The sequence below is a fragment of the Flavicella marina genome, assembly GCF_009193215.1.
GTDB lineage: Bacteria > Bacteroidota > Bacteroidia > Flavobacteriales > Flavobacteriaceae > Flavicella > Flavicella marina.
The window spans coordinates 120,875-137,967 of sequence record NZ_VYVA01000003.1; the positions used below are offsets into that span (position 1 = coordinate 120,875).

General features: G+C 34.0%; 18 protein-coding genes and 4 tRNA genes. 15 read left to right on the top strand and 7 right to left on the bottom strand.

All coding sequences use genetic code 11. The features are described 5' to 3' along the window. The first annotated feature begins 16 nt into the window (after positions 1-16). The gene (locus F6P99_RS07500) at positions 17-3,961 is read left to right on the top strand and encodes a T9SS type A sorting domain-containing protein (protein ID WP_152286856.1); all 3,945 of its coding nucleotides are present in this window, start codon (positions 17-19) and stop codon (positions 3,959-3,961) included. A 33-nt stretch (positions 3,962-3,994) separates the two neighbouring features. On the opposite strand, the gene F6P99_RS07505 is transcribed toward F6P99_RS07500, so the two are convergent. Continuing rightward, positions 3,995-5,449 carry a sulfatase gene (locus F6P99_RS07505; protein ID WP_152286857.1) on the bottom strand — a complete coding sequence of 485 codons (1,455 nt, stop codon included), beginning with the start codon at positions 5,447-5,449 and terminating at the stop codon, positions 3,995-3,997. Between the two features lie 88 nt (positions 5,450-5,537). Next, positions 5,538-5,864 carry a CPBP family intramembrane glutamic endopeptidase gene (locus tag F6P99_RS13400; RefSeq protein WP_193316028.1) on the bottom strand — a complete coding sequence of 109 codons (327 nt, stop codon included), beginning with the start codon at positions 5,862-5,864 and terminating at the stop codon, positions 5,538-5,540. Positions 5,865-6,417: 553 nt separating this feature from the next. Between F6P99_RS13400 and F6P99_RS07515 the strand changes: the two genes are divergently transcribed. From F6P99_RS07515 to F6P99_RS07530, 4 genes are all read left to right on the top strand, one after another. Beyond that, on the top strand, positions 6,418-6,816 hold the full coding sequence (locus F6P99_RS07515; protein WP_152286859.1) for a hypothetical protein: 399 nt from the start codon (positions 6,418-6,420) through the stop codon (positions 6,814-6,816). A 129-nt stretch (positions 6,817-6,945) separates the two neighbouring features. Continuing rightward, positions 6,946-7,791: a helix-turn-helix domain-containing protein gene (locus tag F6P99_RS07520; RefSeq protein WP_152286860.1), complete on the top strand. Its 846-nt coding sequence runs from the start codon at positions 6,946-6,948 to the stop codon at positions 7,789-7,791. 83 nt (positions 7,792-7,874) lie between these two features. After that, entirely contained in the window at positions 7,875-8,426 is a 552-nt protein-coding gene (locus F6P99_RS07525; protein ID WP_152286861.1) for a carboxymuconolactone decarboxylase family protein, read from the top strand. A gap of 29 nt (positions 8,427-8,455) precedes the next feature. Next, on the top strand, positions 8,456-8,824 hold the full coding sequence (locus F6P99_RS07530; RefSeq protein WP_152286862.1) for a cupredoxin domain-containing protein: 369 nt from the start codon (positions 8,456-8,458) through the stop codon (positions 8,822-8,824). A gap of 58 nt (positions 8,825-8,882) precedes the next feature. On the opposite strand, the gene F6P99_RS07535 is transcribed toward F6P99_RS07530, so the two are convergent. Next, a tRNA-Leu gene (locus F6P99_RS07535) sits at positions 8,883-8,968 on the bottom strand. Positions 8,969-9,082: 114 nt separating this feature from the next. On the opposite strand from F6P99_RS07535, the gene F6P99_RS07540 reads away from it, so the two are divergent. After that, positions 9,083-9,442 (top strand): hypothetical protein, encoded by a 360-nt coding sequence (locus F6P99_RS07540; RefSeq protein ID WP_152286863.1) that lies wholly within the window; start codon positions 9,083-9,085, stop codon positions 9,440-9,442. 6 nt (positions 9,443-9,448) lie between these two features. On the opposite strand, the gene F6P99_RS07545 is transcribed toward F6P99_RS07540, so the two are convergent. The 4 genes from F6P99_RS07545 to F6P99_RS07560 all read right to left on the bottom strand — a co-directional run bounded on the left by F6P99_RS07545 (position 9,449) and on the right by F6P99_RS07560 (position 10,850). Next, complete coding sequence (locus tag F6P99_RS07545; RefSeq protein ID WP_152286864.1) at positions 9,449-10,321, bottom strand: cupin-like domain-containing protein; 873 nt, start codon at positions 10,319-10,321, stop codon at positions 9,449-9,451. Between the two features lie 112 nt (positions 10,322-10,433). Next, positions 10,434-10,519 (bottom strand) — tRNA-Leu (locus tag F6P99_RS07550). A gap of 9 nt (positions 10,520-10,528) precedes the next feature. Beyond that, a tRNA-Gly gene (locus F6P99_RS07555) sits at positions 10,529-10,600 on the bottom strand. A 164-nt stretch (positions 10,601-10,764) separates the two neighbouring features. Continuing rightward, positions 10,765-10,850: transfer RNA gene (locus tag F6P99_RS07560), tRNA-Leu, on the bottom strand. A gap of 249 nt (positions 10,851-11,099) precedes the next feature. On the opposite strand from F6P99_RS07560, the gene cyoE reads away from it, so the two are divergent. The 9 genes from cyoE to F6P99_RS07605 all read left to right on the top strand — a co-directional run bounded on the left by cyoE (position 11,100) and on the right by F6P99_RS07605 (position 17,092). After that, positions 11,100-12,011, top strand: coding sequence for a heme o synthase (cyoE, locus tag F6P99_RS07565; RefSeq protein WP_152286865.1), 912 nt, complete (start codon positions 11,100-11,102; stop codon positions 12,009-12,011). A 17-nt stretch (positions 12,012-12,028) separates the two neighbouring features. Further along, positions 12,029-12,610 (top strand): cytochrome c oxidase subunit 3, encoded by a 582-nt coding sequence (locus tag F6P99_RS07570; protein WP_152286866.1) that lies wholly within the window; start codon positions 12,029-12,031, stop codon positions 12,608-12,610. A 56-nt stretch (positions 12,611-12,666) separates the two neighbouring features. Further along, positions 12,667-13,644, top strand: coding sequence for a cytochrome c oxidase subunit 3 (locus F6P99_RS07575; RefSeq protein WP_152286867.1), 978 nt, complete (start codon positions 12,667-12,669; stop codon positions 13,642-13,644). Positions 13,645-13,696: 52 nt separating this feature from the next. Then, positions 13,697-14,041 carry a cytochrome C oxidase subunit IV family protein gene (locus F6P99_RS07580; RefSeq protein ID WP_152286868.1) on the top strand — a complete coding sequence of 115 codons (345 nt, stop codon included), beginning with the start codon at positions 13,697-13,699 and terminating at the stop codon, positions 14,039-14,041. A 69-nt stretch (positions 14,042-14,110) separates the two neighbouring features. After that, positions 14,111-14,767: a hypothetical protein gene (locus F6P99_RS07585; RefSeq protein ID WP_152286869.1), complete on the top strand. Its 657-nt coding sequence runs from the start codon at positions 14,111-14,113 to the stop codon at positions 14,765-14,767. Next, the gene (locus tag F6P99_RS07590) at positions 14,768-15,406 is read left to right on the top strand and encodes an SCO family protein (protein WP_152286870.1); all 639 of its coding nucleotides are present in this window, start codon (positions 14,768-14,770) and stop codon (positions 15,404-15,406) included. It abuts the gene before it with no gap. A 4-nt stretch (positions 15,407-15,410) separates the two neighbouring features. Beyond that, on the top strand, positions 15,411-15,938 hold the full coding sequence (locus F6P99_RS07595; RefSeq protein WP_152286871.1) for a DUF420 domain-containing protein: 528 nt from the start codon (positions 15,411-15,413) through the stop codon (positions 15,936-15,938). A gap of 9 nt (positions 15,939-15,947) precedes the next feature. Beyond that, a complete protein-coding gene (locus tag F6P99_RS07600; RefSeq protein ID WP_152286872.1) occupies positions 15,948-16,169 on the top strand; it encodes a hypothetical protein in 222 nt (73 codons plus the stop codon). Then, positions 16,166-17,092, top strand: coding sequence for an aldo/keto reductase (locus F6P99_RS07605; RefSeq protein WP_152286873.1), 927 nt, complete (start codon positions 16,166-16,168; stop codon positions 17,090-17,092). Before F6P99_RS07600 ends, F6P99_RS07605 begins: the two co-directional genes overlap by 4 nt. Position 17,093: the final 1 nt, after the last annotated feature.

Below are 17,093 nucleotides of genomic sequence, written 5' to 3' on the forward strand. Positions count from 1 at the left end.
ACCACGATTCATTTTTATGAAATTATATATATACATAGCAACATTATTTCTCTCTTTGTTTTTTAGTGAAACGATAGCAGCAAGTTCTATAGCAGATTTAATTCCTGATGGTACAGAAACTCACAAAGCAGTCAACGATGGCTCATGGTTTACTCCAGCAACATGGAATACAAATACGGTACCGAGTGCAGGAGCAATTGTGTTGATACCGGCAGATAAAGAAATAACATATGAAGGAAGTTCAGAAGCACATATTTTTGCGATAAAAGTAATAGGGAAACTTACCTTTACGCAAACCAATAGTGCAAGTATCACGAAGTTGATTGTTGATACTTTTGTAGGAACGATGTCTTCAAAAATTTACTTTCATGCTTCTGATGCGAGTGATGGTAAGATAGATGTGATTTTCAAGCCTTTTGATATTGAGCAGCATAAAGATGCAGGAACTAGAATTTATCCATTGGTCTGGAATAGTGCTGCGGAAACTCATTTTAAGGATGGTATCAATCATTATAAAGTAACCTATAAATTAACAACGACTGACGATAAAGAACGATTTGATACGGCAGCTGAAGGAAATGCCAATACAACGCTTACAGAATATTCTAATGAATTGATTGATGACGGTCCGGGAGTGTATGGAAGATCTTCTTGGGATGCAGAGCAACTTTCTTTAGGTTTGGCAACCATGGGGCAAATACAGGTATTAGGAAAAGTGAAAACGACCAAACTGAAATTGAGTGCTGATGCTGCAAAAGGGCAGAAGACACTTCAATTGGTAGAAGCTCCTTCCGGTTGGTTAGCAGGTGATGAACTGGTCATCAACAGTGGTGGAAATATTGATACGAACTCAAGAGGAGTTGACGAAAGAGAAATAGGTTCTGTTTCAGGGACGTCAGTTCAAGTTACCTCGAATTTAAGTTTCAATCATGAAGGAAAGGGAGCAGAAAGTTTGCATTGTTATGTGGGTAATTTATCAAGAAATATTACATTTTCTTCAGCAGACATTTCAATGACCTCACGAAGAGGACATATAATGGCGATGCACAATCCTATGGATGTCCAATTCAGATATGCACGATTTAAAAACTTAGGGAGAACAGATAAAAGCAGAGTTGCTGATGATTTTATTTACGATCAGTGGATTGAACCTGTTGTTTTTACATCAAAACTATCTGCTTTAGGTTTAGAGTGTATGCAGTTAAAAAAAGCAGATGCAACCAAAATAACAAACTCCAGAGGTCGTTATTCAATTCATTTGCATAGAACGGGTGCAGCGAATGGTACACAGGCGGCGTATGTCGAAGGAAATGTTGTATGGGGAAATCCGGGTTGGGGAATTACACACCACGATTCACATGCCGAAATAACGAACAATATCGTATACGAAGTAGCTGGTGCAGGTATCGTGTCTGAGGCAGGAAATGAAACAGGCTTCTGGGATGATAATTTTTTGGTGAAAATAACAAAAGCGAGATCTGGTATAGGGGATGCTTTTACTCCTGTTGAAGGTGAAAATTATTTCGATCCAGATTTTTATCATTCTGCATTATTTTACGACGATTATTTGTTTCGAGGAGAAGCATTGGCGTTGAGAGGTAGAGCTGTAGTATGTAGGAATAATATTATTTCAGATTCTAATTTTGGCGTAGGAGTAACCAATATTAATCCGGTAAAAACGAATTTGCTAAGAGTCGATCCAGAGGCTTTAAAAGCTCTACGACCTACACATCAGGTAGACCATTTTCCTTTAGATGTTGAAGGGTATAGCAAGGAAGGTGATGGCGTGATGCCGATTGAAGTGGCGTTGATTGTTGAAAATACAGTTGTTGTAAATAGTTATAATGCGTTAAACTCTATTGAAAGAGATATGGGATTAAATCACGAGTCTAGGTCTGTTTTTGATGGGTTTAAGTCTTGGGGCTGTAACATAGGTTTGCAGCTTACATATCAAGCAGATTATTCGTTTAAGGATGTCTATATTTCTGGGAAAAACTCGAATTCTAGAGGAATGGATATGTGGAAACACTCATCTAATCATAGTTTTGAAAATATAAAAATTGAAGACTGTGCTACTGCAATACGCGTGTCAAAAGTGGTAGGTTTGGGTACTGATTATACCCAGTTAAAGACGAGAAATAATGGTTTTACCCAATGGTCATTTATAAACTATTCCGAATCAAATGTAACAGAACATTACGAATTAGAGCTAGATACAGATGGAGCAACTTATTCTTATGATGAACATACAGATAACATTGTCTATTTGTCAACCGCTGATGTGATGGATGATAGAGACATAGCATTTACCTTAACAGATGAAGCAGATTTAGAGGTTGATGTTGCAGCCAATGATTTTAGATTTGAAGTTGATGGGTATATTTCAGATTGCATTGGGTCTTATAACTATGGAGTAAAATCAGCTTGGGCCCAAGGAAACCTGCGTTTTGATTATCCGCAAAGAATTTATGAATTTGCTTCAAAAGCCAAATTCGAAGCGTATTTGGTAGAGAATAACGTTTATAAAGATGCAGCAAATGGTAATCAGTTGTATTTTATTGTGAACGAATCAGTACCTGATCGTTTGTCTTTTGAATACAAATCATTTCCGATAAGAATAAATATATTGAATGCACCTGCTACTGCTCCCTATTCAAATGCAATTTATGAAACTGAAATGGAGTTGGCTCCAAAAGCTCAGTTAGTAAGTTTGAAAGGTGTAGCAACACAAAGTACTACTTCAACTGCTGAATCTTATAAGGGATTAACGATAGAAACTCCTGCTTCTAGGGCAATCGATGGGAATACAAATGGTAGATTGCATGCTCAGTATTTTCAAAAAGGATTGGTTCCTGTGGGATCATCATCTTACACGGAAGAAGAATCTGAGCCATGGTGGGATCTAGATTTAGGTAAAGACTATAATATTGAGTCTATAGAGGTTTGGGGTACACAAAACTTAAATGGTAGTGCCATTGCAACGGTAGATTCAAAATTTAAAAATTTTTATGTCTTGATCGACGATGAGCCATTTGGAGATGTAGATTTGGCAACCGCAAAAACGAATGCATTGGTATATTTTTATCGAGGAGAGACAGGTTCTAGATTGTATTCAAAAACAGGAATTACTGCTAAAGGGAGGTATGTTCGGATTCAGGCAGAAGGAACTACACAATTGGCTTTGGCAGAAGTGAGTGTTTTAGGACGTGAAGATGGAAAAAGATATTGTGATTTTATTGAAGAAAACGGTACGGTAATCAATGGAGATTTTGAATGTGGACATAATACAAATTGGGAGTTTGTTACTGGGGGGAATGCAGTAGCAAGTTTTACTGATGGTACAACAGAGTCATTTGATGGAAGTGTATCGGCAAAGATTGACGTAACTACTGGAGATGCCTATAATAAGGCAGTTTTAAAAAATAAAGTTTATGGTGGAAATTTAAAAGATAAAGATGTAAAGTTTACTGTACAAGCGAAATCTCCTGATGCTGGTACTTCTTTTCGATTTCAGATTCAAGTGATGAATGGAGAAGGTGTTACCACAAATTTAACGTCACCAGTAATGAATTTGACAGCTAACTATCAAGAATTTGAATATCCAGTTTCATTTGCAGAAGATACGCAACAGGTTGTTGTAAAAATCAATGCAGGAAAAACGGTTGGGACATATTATTTCGACGATGTTTCAGGGATTATAGAAGATAGTCTTTCGGTGGATGAGGTGCATAACGAACCTTTTGTCTTTTATCCAAATCCTTCTAATGGGATGATTACACTTAAGAATTATAAAAGTATTTCCCAAATTACCGTAGTCTCTGTCTCCGGACAACTTTTGAAAAGAATTTCCGTGAACTCTGAAAAAATCGATCTAACCGATCTTCAATCTGGGATGTATGTACTTATGGTTACAAACATTGAGGGTCACCAATCTACAAGTAAAATTATCATTAACAATTAACTAGAAAAAGCCTCCGTATTTGGAGGCTTTTTTTTATTTTCCTTTAATATTTGTGGTGAAATTATTGTGGAGTAATTTACTGAGTTCACGAATTGTTTTTTTGTGTTTTGGATCGTTGCTTATGTTTGTATTTTCATCTGCATCAGAATGATGATCGAAAAGTGTTGAAGTGATTGTGTTTCCTGTTGTTGGATTGATGTATTCTGTATAACTGTATTTTTCTGTTTTGATTGTAAAACCGTTCCCTTTTTTGGTGAAAACATATTCTTTAAAAGGCTTTCTAGGGTTTTTGAAAAGTTGTACAAAACTCTTTCCCTCGAGTTGGTTTTTGGGTACGTCCAGATGACATAATTCAGCTAGGGTAGGGTAAATGTCAACGAGTTCGACTAAAGAATGGCTTTGGCTATCATTTACTTCAATTAGCGGAGATGAAATAATCAATGGAACTTGCGAAGTGAGTTTATGATTCGTGAATTTTGCCCATTCGGCATGTTCTTCCAAAAGATATCCATGGTCTGCCACCAATATTACAATTGTGTTTTTCTCGAGGTCTAATTCTTTTAGGGTTTGGCTTATTTTTCCAATAAGGGCATCGACGTAACTTACGGTAGCATAGTATCCTTGGATTAACTTTTTACTCGTGTATGAGTCCAAGCTACCTTTATTTGGAATGTTATCATAAGCTCTTAATTCGTAATAGCGGCCAATTGCAATTTTTGGAATGTTTGTTTGAGGGTAATTATTGTATGGATGTTGAATAGAAGACTCAGGGTATAGATTCCAGTATTTTGTAGGAGCATTAAAAGGCAAGTGATTCGAGATAAATCCGGCAGTAAGAAAGAACGGTTTGTCTGATTTTTTTAATTTTTTTAAATCTCGGATTACTTTTTGTGTCATCAATCCATCTATATACGTAGTGTCGTTTACATTCGAATGTTCGTAAGCTGGTCCGTTGCCAGTGTTGAGATATGTTTTTTTGTTTTTTGGATCGTGGTAATCTTTCCATATAGATTGCCAGTAATCTGTAGGAGTAAGATTTTTATTGTTTTTATTAAATGCATAGGGTCTATAAATCTCATCCCAATCATCTGTATTGTCGTCAAGGTGGTGGTAAACTTTTCCATTAGAAATGGTAGTGTAACCGTTATTTTTAAAGAGCTTGGGTAAGCTAATTGCAGTAGGAACTTCTTTAGAAGCAAAAGTGTTGTAATTGATGAATCTTTCTTTTGTAGGATACATTCCTGTAAGCATACTTGCTCTTGAAGCTCCACAAACAGGAACATTACAATAGGCATTGTTAAATTGAATTCCGCTTTTGGCAAGATGATCTATATTAGGTGAATGAATATAGTTTTTTCCATAGCAGTTTAACTCTGGTCGTAAGTCATCCATATATAAAAGTAGAACATTTGGCTTTTTGTCTGATTGACAGAAGACTTGTTGAGATGAAATCGAAAAAAGAATTAGGAGCAAAGAATAATAGCGCATATCAAAAATTTAATGTATCTCAAATGTACTTCTCAAAAATGAATTTGAAGTTTCATAATTGTCTTTACTTGTCAAAATTTTGTCTAATTTATGGAACAGGAAAGCCTAAGAGCTCTCCAAAACCAACAGTGTATAACCAGCATCCATAGATCGCATGTTCGATTGAAACCAAAAGTAAAGATTTTGTGTTTGTATAGGTATACGCAAAAACCCAACCACCCACAAAAGTAATCCCAAGTACTAGAGGAGACATGAAGAAAATATGACCTAAAGAAAATACAATAGCATTCATAAAAAGCAACAAGTGCTTGTTGTTTATAAGTTTTTGGTAGCGGTTGAAATAAAAACTTCGATAAATGAGTTCTTGTGGAATGACAGAAAGAAACGTATATACTCCAATAAATGTAATCCACATTTTTGGTTTTTTTCGGACAACATTGAATAAAGAATCGGGATCAGTACTATAGAGATATAGCAAACTTACAATGCCCAAAACGATAAAATTAAATAAGAATTGCAATCCAACTCTATTTGTATAGTGTGTAAAACATTTTTTGAAAAAAGAATACTTGTTTTGCCATAACACCCGAATGATATATAGAAACCCCAATATTCCAACTGCTAACTTTAGAAATATAGGGTATGAAAAAGTAAATGAAATGGGGCTAACTACGAAAATGAGGAGAAACTCAAGTAATAATTTCGATTTTTGAGAGATTTTCATGCTTTTTTCTTTCTTTAAATGTAAGAATTTTGATTGATTATGTAGCAGAATCTATCTGTTGAATGTCAATACTGTGTTTTGATAGTTTTAAACATATTAAAACCAATAAAAATGTTTGATATTACCTCAATAATTATATGTTTTTATAGTTAATGTTAATATAGAACATTTTTATGGCAAAACGCATGATTTAGTTTTTTATGGATGCTTGTATCTTTGAAGTGTAATTAAAATTCATATCATTATGAAAACAGCAATGAAAAGAACAATCAGAATGTGCATCTTATTAGTGGGACTAATGACATATGCCGAGAATGGAGATCCGAAACCAGCAATGGAAGTAACATCAGTGAATGAAGATAGTTTTTTACTGGTTATGAGTCAAGTTGAGAAAGAAATGTCACTTGTGATAAAAGATCAATATGGTTTTGTACTGTACTTAGATCAAATAGAGGCAGGTGGTAAATATAAAAAGACATATAATATTTCAAGTTTGCCTGATGGGACTTATTATATTCAAGTGTTAGATGATGATTTTTCTACAACGTATGCTATGGCGAAAGAAGCTGATAGTATGGTAATTAAAGTAGATTTCTCTACACCTCTTATAGAAGAAACGATGTTGGCAATATTAATGAATTAAAAATACGTTTAGTTTAAGTTTAGTTTAGTTTGGAAAATTGGGAAACCTTCTACGGTTTCCCTTTTTTGTTTGTCCTTTTTCGTAATTATTCGGTTGTAATTTCGACTTTGATTAAAACAGTCGAATCAAATGAAATTTACAGGAACAACAAATGAGTATCTCCATCTCGAAGAGATTACTTCAAATAATTGCAAGATTTTAAAGGAGGTTGTTGAAAGTAGTTTGACAGTTTTGTGGTTTCAATCTAATCAAAATGAGTTGAAAATTGATGGAATCAAATATTCTTTTGACAAAAATCAAATTCTATATTTAACCGAGTTTCATAAAATCGAAGTATTGTCTATTGGTGAAATTCGTTTTCTCAGATTTAACCGTCCTTTTTATTGTATCCTAGATCATGATGTAGAAGTAAGTTGTAAAGGCGCTTTGTTTTTTGGTGCCTCAAGATTGCCTTTAATTACTTTAGATACGAAAGAACTTGAAAAATTTGAAACTTTATGGAGGATGTTTGAAATTGAAATGGATGCAAATGATAGCTTGCAGATTGATATGTTACAAATGATGTTAAAGCGATATTTAATTCTGGGGACTCGAATTTATAAGCAGCAAGAAAAATATCCAAAAGATGAAAGCCTGTCTGATTTGGTTAGAGAATTTAATTTTTTGGTTGAGGCACATTTCAAAGAAAAACACACCGTTGCAGAATATGCAGAGTTATTGCATAAATCTCCGAAAACGCTAGCGAATATTTTTTCTAAAATGGGAGCGAAGTCCCCCTTGCGATTTATTCATGATAGAAAGTTGTTAGAAGCTAGAAGATTGTTAATCTATACCGATTATTCTATTAAAGAGATAACTTTCGAATTGGGGTTTTCTGATATTCAATCATTTAGTCGTTTTTTTAAAAAATACGAAACGGTTTCACCTTCAGAATTCAAAGAAAAACATCTATTGGGAAAAATTGCCAACTCCTAAGGAATTCTTACCAACTTGAAACACATTTCATCGTCGCATCTTTGCAGTGTAACAAATTAATAACAATTTAAAACACGAATATTATGTCACAATTTAATGTACCAACAAGAGAAGAAGTATCAGATAACAATCAAGAGATTTTTGATTCCCTAAAAAGTAAATTAGGTTTTGTACCAAATCTTTATGCTTACTACGCAAAAAGTGAAACAGCTTTGGCAGATTATTTAGCTTTACAAAACAGGAAATCCTCATTGAAAGCGAAAGAGAGAGAGGTGGTAAACTTAGTGGTGAGTCAGATTAATAATTGTAAATATTGTTTATCTGCACATACTGTAATTGGAAAAATGAATGGATTTTCTGAAGCTCAAATTTTAGAAATAAGAAGAGGCACAGCTTCATTCGATTCTAAATTAGATGTTTTAGCAAAAACAACAAAGGCAATTGCAGAGAATAAAGGAAAAATTGAAGCAGCAAAAAAACAAGCATTTTTTGATGCAGGTTATTCAGAAGAAAATTTAATTGATTTAGTAATTGTAATTGGTGATAAAACAATCAGTAATTACATCCATAATTTGGCAGATTTCGCAATAGATTTCCCTCAAGCGCAAGAATTGGCAACAGAAGAATTGGTTTAAATAGTAATAAATTATAAAAAAGAAACATCATGAAAAAAGTAATTATTTTAAGTATCATCACAGTTATAGCCTTGTTTTCAGTAAGTACGAATGCGCAAAGTGCGAAAACAATTAAATTAGAACAAACCACAGGTGATTTTTCTGTTCATGGGTTGGTGCTCTCAGAAGGAGATTATGTTTTCGAAATTGCCAACAACGGAGTTGATCATGAGGTTGGTTTTGTGATTGCACCGAAAGGTCATACAGATCAAGCACATCATATCAAAGAAGGCTATGTAAAAGAAGTGGTAAAAGATGGAAAATCATCTTTGACCAATGTGGTGAAATTGAAAAAAGGAACCTATGTTTATTTCTGTCCTTTAAATCCAACACCTCAATATGAGATAGTTGTGCAGTAACAGGTTTAAATTATTTGATATAAAAAAACTCTTCACAGCTATGTGAAGAGTTTTTTTGTACTCGAGATGGGACTTGAACCCATACGGACCTTACAGTCCACTGGATTTTAAGTCCAGCGTGTCTACCAATTCCACCACTCGAGCGAAAGAATGATATTCGGCTGCAAATATACTATAAATACCAAGTAATATTGAGTTTTTATAAAATATTTTCATTTGATTCTATTTGTGTAATTTTGTGATTCTCAATGATAGGTTATGAAAACATTTCTTAAGAAAAACATTTGTCTGATTGCGTTGGTTTTGTTCGCCAATTTATCTTTTGCATATCCAAGTCCAAAATTGATGTTCAAGGATGAAAAACCCAATACTTTGGTGTTAAAAGTTACTGCTTTGGAAAATGCAATACAGGTTGTAATGCAAAATGAAAAGGGAGATCTTTTGTTTACAGAAACCTTGAGCAAAGGCTACGTGTATAAAAAAACATACGATATTGCCGATTTAGAAAATGGTGTTTATTATACCAAAGTCGTTGAAGGAAGTAATGTGATGTTTTTTAAAGTTGAAAAAGGAGAAAAAAATACGATTGTAGAGGTTGAAAAACTACCTTTTGAATAAATTGCGTTAGGCTGTCATATCTAGCAGCTCAACACTTTTTCTTTTTGCTCTGTTGTTTTTCCAATCAATCCATTTTTTACCGGCCGTTTTTCTCATCAAGTTTTCAATAGGAATCATTACAACCAAGTTGTAAACGGCTTGCGCTAGGTGTTTTGGTGTTTTCGGAATACTTCTTAAACTCATAGAAAACCCAGGAGTAATGTATTTCATATAGTGCCAATAGCCTTCAGGGATATAAAGCATATCTCCGTGTTCTAAATTGGCTATAAATCCTTTAGCGTGCTTCAGAGCGGGCCATTTTTCAAAATCAGGATTAGAAAAATCGATATCTCGATGAGCAATTAAAGAATTTGGAATTTTATACAAGTATTTAGATTGTTGTTGATCGAATAGCATGCATTGTTTTTTTCCTTCAAAATGAAAATGGAAGATGTTAGCCAAATCTAAGTCATAGTGCATAAAAGTAAAAGAATCAAACCCTCCAAAAAAGAGTGTTGGTAAGCTTTTCAAAAACTTAATTCCCATATCAGGATATTTGAAATCCTTTTGAAGTTTTGGAACTTCTTTTAAAATATTCCAAAGAAAAATACGGTATTTGGTAGGCTCTTTTTTAATAAGATCGACATATTCTGTCATCTTCATATGCGCATGTGGACTGTTGAAATTATCTTTGTGAGTGATAGGTCTATCGTCATATAAAGGAACCTGTTTGTCTCCGACTACCTCTTTCATATAGTCAAAATTCCATTTCTCATATGCAGGCCATTGTTTAGAGATACTCTTTACAACAACAGGGATTTGAGGTTTTAAGTAGTTTTTGATAAACGCTTCTTTGGTGATATCCTCAACAACATCTACATGTTTCAATTGAAATTTCATAGTCGTCAACTTTGCGCACGAAAATTAATATAAAATTAGTCAAAAACTGTGTTTTCACAACTTTTTTTATCCACATAAAAAAAGTCTGCTAACTTTAAGTTAACAGACTTTGTACTCGAGATGGGACTTGAACCCATACGGACCTTACAGTCCACTGGATTTTAAGTCCAGCGTGTCTACCAATTCCACCACTCGAGCGTGGTATTGAGCGAAAGACGGGATTTGAACCCGCGACCCTCACCTTGGCAAGGTGATGCTCTACCCCTGAGCTACTTTCGCGTTTTTTTATTGCGAGTGCAAATATAAAACTTATTTAAAATAAATAAATAAATTTTATGTCATTTTTTTTGAAAAAAAATAATTCAGTTAGACGGGTACTATTTTGAAAACTACAAAACAATTAACATAAAAAAACCTCTCAACATTGCTGTTAAGAGGTTTAGTACTCGAGATGGGACTTGAACCCATACGGACCTTACAGTCCACTGGATTTTAAGTCCAGCGTGTCTACCAATTCCACCACTCGAGCGTGGTATTTTGATTGCTCAAATTCGGATGCAAATATAGCTTATATTTATAGAAAACAATGAGATTTTTTGTGTTTTTTTTAAAGTGCTGTTTTGTAGTTGATTAGTGTTGTTTTTTTCTTTATTGCTACTGAATGTAATCCTTAGATTGTACTTGATTTTTAAAATAATGGATCAAGTACATCAATTTTATAAATAATGATTGTCAATACGTAAGAAAGAAATATCTTTGCCAAAAATTAAAAGTATACATGAGCACTGTAGTTGATGAGGTAGATAACGGTAGAAAAACATCTACATGGATTAGTGATTTTAAGCAGCTTACCAAAATAGGCTTGTCTATGAGTGTGGTTTTCTCTTCTGTTGCTGGGTATTTATTGGCAGTTGAACCAGAAGCAATTTCTATCTATACTATTTTTTTGTTGGCAATTGGAGGATACTTTATGGTGGGAGCATCAAATGCTTTCAATCAAATTGTTGAAAGGAATACAGATGCTTTAATGAAAAGAACTAAAAACAGACCAATTCCTGCTGGTCGTATGTCCGTGCGTACGGCGATGGCGATTGCAGTAGCGTTTACGGTTTTTGGTATCTTTATTCTGTATTCTATTAATCCGAAGAGTGCTTTTTTCGGAGCAATATCTATTTTTTTGTATACGAGTGTTTATACACCACTAAAGCCAGTAACACCACTTTGTGTTTTTGTAGGGGCATTTCCAGGTGCCATACCTTTTATGTTAGGGTGGGTCGCTGCAACTAATAATTTTGGGATGGAAGCTGGTTTCTTATTTTTGATTCAGTTTTTTTGGCAATTCCCACATTTTTGGGCGATTGGATGGTTGCAAGATGAAGAATACAAAAAGGCGGGTTTTAACATGCTACCTATGGGTAAGAAAGATAACGGAGCTGTGCGACAGATTATTTTATATACCATTCTAATGATATTGGTTTCTGTTTCGCCAGTGCTAAAACTAACGGGGTCTTTTTGTATTCATCCAGTTACTGCTGTGTTGATACTATTTCTTGGGTTGAGTATGTTGTATTACGCAGTAAAAATGCTAAAAGACCATAGTCGAGAAATGGCGAGAAAGTTGATGCTGTCTAGTGTATTGTATATTACAGTAGTTCAGGTCATATATGTTATAGATAAATTTTTACATTAAATAATCAAAGAAGATACATGGAAAATTCTTTAGATCTAGAGTTAAAAACGGCAAGAAGAAAAGGAGCGAAACCAATGATGTGGGTAGCTATGGTAAGTATGACAATGATGTTTGCAGGTTTGACCAGCGCTTATGTTATCAGTAGCAATCGCGAAGACTGGGTAAGTTTTGATTTGCCAGTTGCATTCGGTTTTAGCACTTTGAGTATTGTGCTAAGTAGTATTACTTTTTTCATCGCAAAGTTGACTGCTAAAAAAGGGAATAAAACAATGACAACAGTCATGTTGTTGCTTACTTTGGCGCTTGGATTAGGCTTTGTGTATGGTCAATTTCAAGGTTTTCATGAGTTTCAAGACATGGGATTGTACTTTACGGGTCCAGAAAGTAAGGTGTCTTCGTCGATGTTAATGGTGATTGTTTTTGCACATGTTTTACATGTTGTGGCAGGGTTAATTTCTTTGTTAGTAGTGTGTTATAAGCAAATTGCTGGACTGTACCCTAAAGACGATGTTTTAGGTTTAGAGCTGGGTGAAATCTTCTGGCACTTTCTAGATTTATTATGGATTGGCTTATTTTGCTTTTTCTATTTTAATACTTAAAAAAATTGGTTATTTTTGCCAACTAATTAGAATATTACATTAATTAAACAAAATTTATGGGAGCAAATATTGCTGATCAATCTGAAGGTAAAGCATGGGACGGAGGTTCTGCACAACCTATGGGAGCTAGTTATGGAAAAATGATGATGTGGTTTTTCATCGTTTCTGATGCATTGACATTTTCTGGTTTTCTTGCCGCTTACGGTTTAACTAGATTTAAATTTATAGATGTTTGGCCAATTGCTGACGAAGTGTTTACTCACTTTCCGTTCATGCATGGTGCGCATGCTCCAATGTATTATGTTGCATTGATGACATTTATTTTGATTTTCTCTTCTGTTACAATGGTGTTGGCAGTAGATGCAGGTCATAACATGAATAAGAAAAAAGTAACATTTTACATGTTCTTAACGATTATCGGTGGTATTATTTTCGTTGGTTCTCAAGCTTGGGAATGGAAAAACTTTATCCAAGGTTCTTACGGAGCTGTTCAATTAAAAGATGGTAAGATTGTTCAATTTGCAGAAAATGGTCATCAAATAGCCTTGGCAGATTTCGTTCAAGCACAACCTAAAGAAGAGGTTACACATACAAGACACAATGGTCTGTGGTTTGAGTCTGGTGATGAAGTACCTTCATTTACAGTTGAAGAAGTTGTAGCTTCTTTCAAAGCAAATCCACATGTAGATTTAAGAATCGAAAAAATAGATCCTGTAACAAAAAAGAAAATTATTGTTTCTAGAGAAGAAGGGTTGAAATTTTTAGAGCAAGCAGCTAGAGTTGTAGAAGGTGCGAATTTAGAAGTAAATGAATATGGAAGCAGTCAATTTGCAGATTTCTTTTTCTTCATTACTGGTTTTCATGGTTTCCACGTATTCTCAGGTATTGTGTTAAATATCATTATCTTCTTTAATGTGATTATTGGTACTTACGAGAAAAGAGGACACTACGAAATGGTTGAGAAAGTTGGTCTTTACTGGCACTTTGTCGATCTAGTATGGGTGTTTGTATTTACATTCTTCTACTTAGTATAATTATTAAATAACATTGTAAGATTTCTATTTCGAAATCGAAAAAATATATAAAATGGGACACGCAGCAAATCATAAAGCATTAATTTGGAAAGTATTCGGAATTCTTTCTGTAATTACAATTGTAGAAGTAGCATTGGGAATCGTAAAACCTGATTTCTTATTTACAACTCAGTTTTTAGGAACTTCATTATTGAACCTATTGTTCTTAATTTTAACAATCGTAAAAGCATATTACATCGTTTGGTATTTTATGCATATTGCGGATGAAAAGAAAAATTTCAAATACTCAATTGTAATTCCTTTGTTGATTTTGATTCCTTATTTAGCAACATTGCTAATTATCGAAGGAGGATATGTTCACGAAGTTTTAGCGCCATACATTAACTGGAACTATTAATTCGATTGAAATATAAAAAATAATTAAGGTGGTTTATCCACCTTTTTTTGGATTCAAAAACTAATGAAAATGGATAAAAACCCGAATCAAATAAAAAAGATTGTTATTCTTTTTTGCACCTTTATCGTACCGTTGTTGTTCTTTTTGTTTCTTGCTTCAGGTAAGGTGAACTTTAATAAATTACCTGTAATAACAGAAAATGTTTCTAACCTTAAAGGAGCAATTCCTTTTCGTAATAAGGTAACGGTTCTTTCGATTTTAGGGACTGAGGCAAATGTTAGAACGCATCAAAATATTTTAAATCTTTACCAAGTCATTTATAAAAGTACGGAGAAGTATAAAAATTTTCAAGTAGTGACGATTGCACCAGATGATTCTAATTCGAATACGATACAGGAGTTGCAAGCTGAATTGGTAAAAGTTGGAGGTGTTGATTTGCCAAAATGGAAATTTATTTCACTTTCAGAAGAAAGTATTCAAGAGTTGGTTACTAGTTTCGGTATTCCTGCAGTGCAGTATGATATTAAAAATGGAATCGATAAGGTATTTATTATCGATGAAGAGATGTGTCTAAGAGGAAGAACAGATGATGAAGATTCGAAATCTGGAATTCTGTATAACTACGACACAAACTCAGTGTCTGTGTTGAAAAACAAATTAAAAGAAGACTTGCAAGTTGTCTTCTACGAGTCTAAATTTGCAGTAAAAGAACCTAAATTAAATTAAGTGAAAAATAATTATTCATACGCAGGGATTGCTTTCATAATCTTGATTTTTGGAATTTGGGGAGTGAACGAGTTAGATACCAGAACTGAAAAGAAGCAATTAGTTACGTTTGAAAAAGTTCCTGATTTTAATTTTATAAATCAGTTTGGTAAAGAGGTTTCAAATAATGATTATGCAGGTAAAGTGTATGTAGTAGAATTCTTTTTTACTACTTGTCCTACCATATGTCCTATAATGACTCAGAATACTGTATTGCTTCAGAATAAATATTATGGAAATCCTCATTTTGGAATCGCTTCAATAAGCATCAACCCAAAACACGATACTCCAGAAGTAATGAAATCTTATGCTGATGAAAAAGGAGCTACAATGGAGAGTTGGAACTTTCTAACCGGTGATGAAGCTGCAATTTTTAAATTTTCGAACGAAGGATTTAAATTATATGCAGGTAAAAATGAAAATGTAGAAGGAGGATTTGAGCATTCAGGCTTGTTTGCTTTGGTTGATAAAAACGGATTTATTCGTTCTAGAACTGTGACTACAGGTGGAAGTGAGAATCCAATTAAATTTTACGATGGACTAGATGTAAAGGCGATTGAAATGTTAAAAGAAGATATCCAAATATTATTAGAAGAATAGAAATATGAGTTCAGAAAAAAAATACAATAAATTAATCGTTGTTTTATCTGTGGCAATTCCTGTTGCAGTTGCAGTACTTTTTAGAGTGAAAATTGATGTTCAATTGCCTGTTTTTTTACCTCCAATTTATGCGAGTATCAATGCAGTAACTGCGATATTGTTAGTTTTCGCTGTGGCAGCTGTGAAAAAAGGGAATCTTAAGTCACACGAAAAATTAATGAAGGCTGCAATCGTTTGCTCTGTAGTGTTTTTGGTTTTATATGTATTGTATCATATGACATCTGATTCTACTGCTTATTTAGGTGAAGGAGCAATTCGTTATGTGTATTATTTTGTATTAATCAGTCATATAGTTTTGTCGATAGCAGTAATTCCGTTTGTGTTGATTACATATGTACGAGGAATAACAAATCAGGTTGCTTTGCATAAGAAAATTGCAAAATATACATTTCCTTTATGGTTGTATGTTGCAGTTACTGGGGTGATTGTGTATGTTATGATTTCGCCATATTATACTGCGGTGCTTCCTTAAAATTATATTATGAAAATATTCATCAGCTTATTTCTATTTATGTTTACACTAGTTGGATACAGTCAATGTGCCATGTGTAAGGCCGTGGTCGAAAGTGGTGATGTAGGTATGGCTGAGGGAGTCAATGATGGAATCATGTATTTGATGATTTTTCCATACATATTAGTAGGTCTTTTGGCGTATGCATTGTTTAGGTTTAGAAAAAAGCAACGAAATAATTCGGGTTCATGAGTGAAATAGGAATTGGTATGGCGGCTCTTGGTCGACCAGAGTATATCAACATTAGACAAGATAAAAATATAGATAAGTCAGAAACAGCCTTTAAAGAAAATGCGTTAAAGGTTTTGGATCTTGCATATGCGCGAGGGATCCGCTTTTTTGATACAGCACCTTCATACGGTAAAGGCGAAGCGTTTTTAAAAGACTGGGACTATCTAAGGAATCACTCAGATGCTGTTTTGTCAACGAAATGGGGATATACTTATGTTGCAAATTGGCAACTTGGGTATAATGGTTCTCATGAGATTAAAGAACACTCAATCGAGAAATTGCTTGAGCAGTGGGAGGTCTCAAAAGTGTTAATTTCTAAATTAAAAGTTTATCAAATTCATTCTGCAACACTTGAAAGTGGGGTTTTAGAGAACGATGATGTTTTGAATGCTTTGGCTAAAATAAAAAAGGATACCGGTGTAAAAATTGGTTTGACTGTTAGTGGTGCGAATCAATCTAGTATCATAGAAAGGGCAATCAATTGTGAGGTTGAAGGTGTTCATTTGTTTGATAGTTTTCAAGTTACATTTAATGTTTTCGAACAAAGCACTTTCGAACTATTAGTTGCTTTAAAAAAGATGGGTAAATTTGTTATTATCAAAGAAGGATTGGCAAACGGACGTGTGTTTTTGTCTGAGAGTAATGTTTTGAAAATGCTTTCTGAAAAGTACAATGTAGGTGTTGATGCGATTGCTTTGCGTTTTTGTATGGACGCTGTTTTACCTGATGTTGTTTTAAGTGGTGCTGCAAATGAAGCGCAACTAGAGCAGAACTTAAAAGTCAATACGTTTCAGTTGGCAATTGATGAAATTGATGCTCTTAAGGCTTTGAAAGTTTCTTCAAGTGATTATTGGAGTGAGCGAAGTGAATTGAATTGGGATTGAT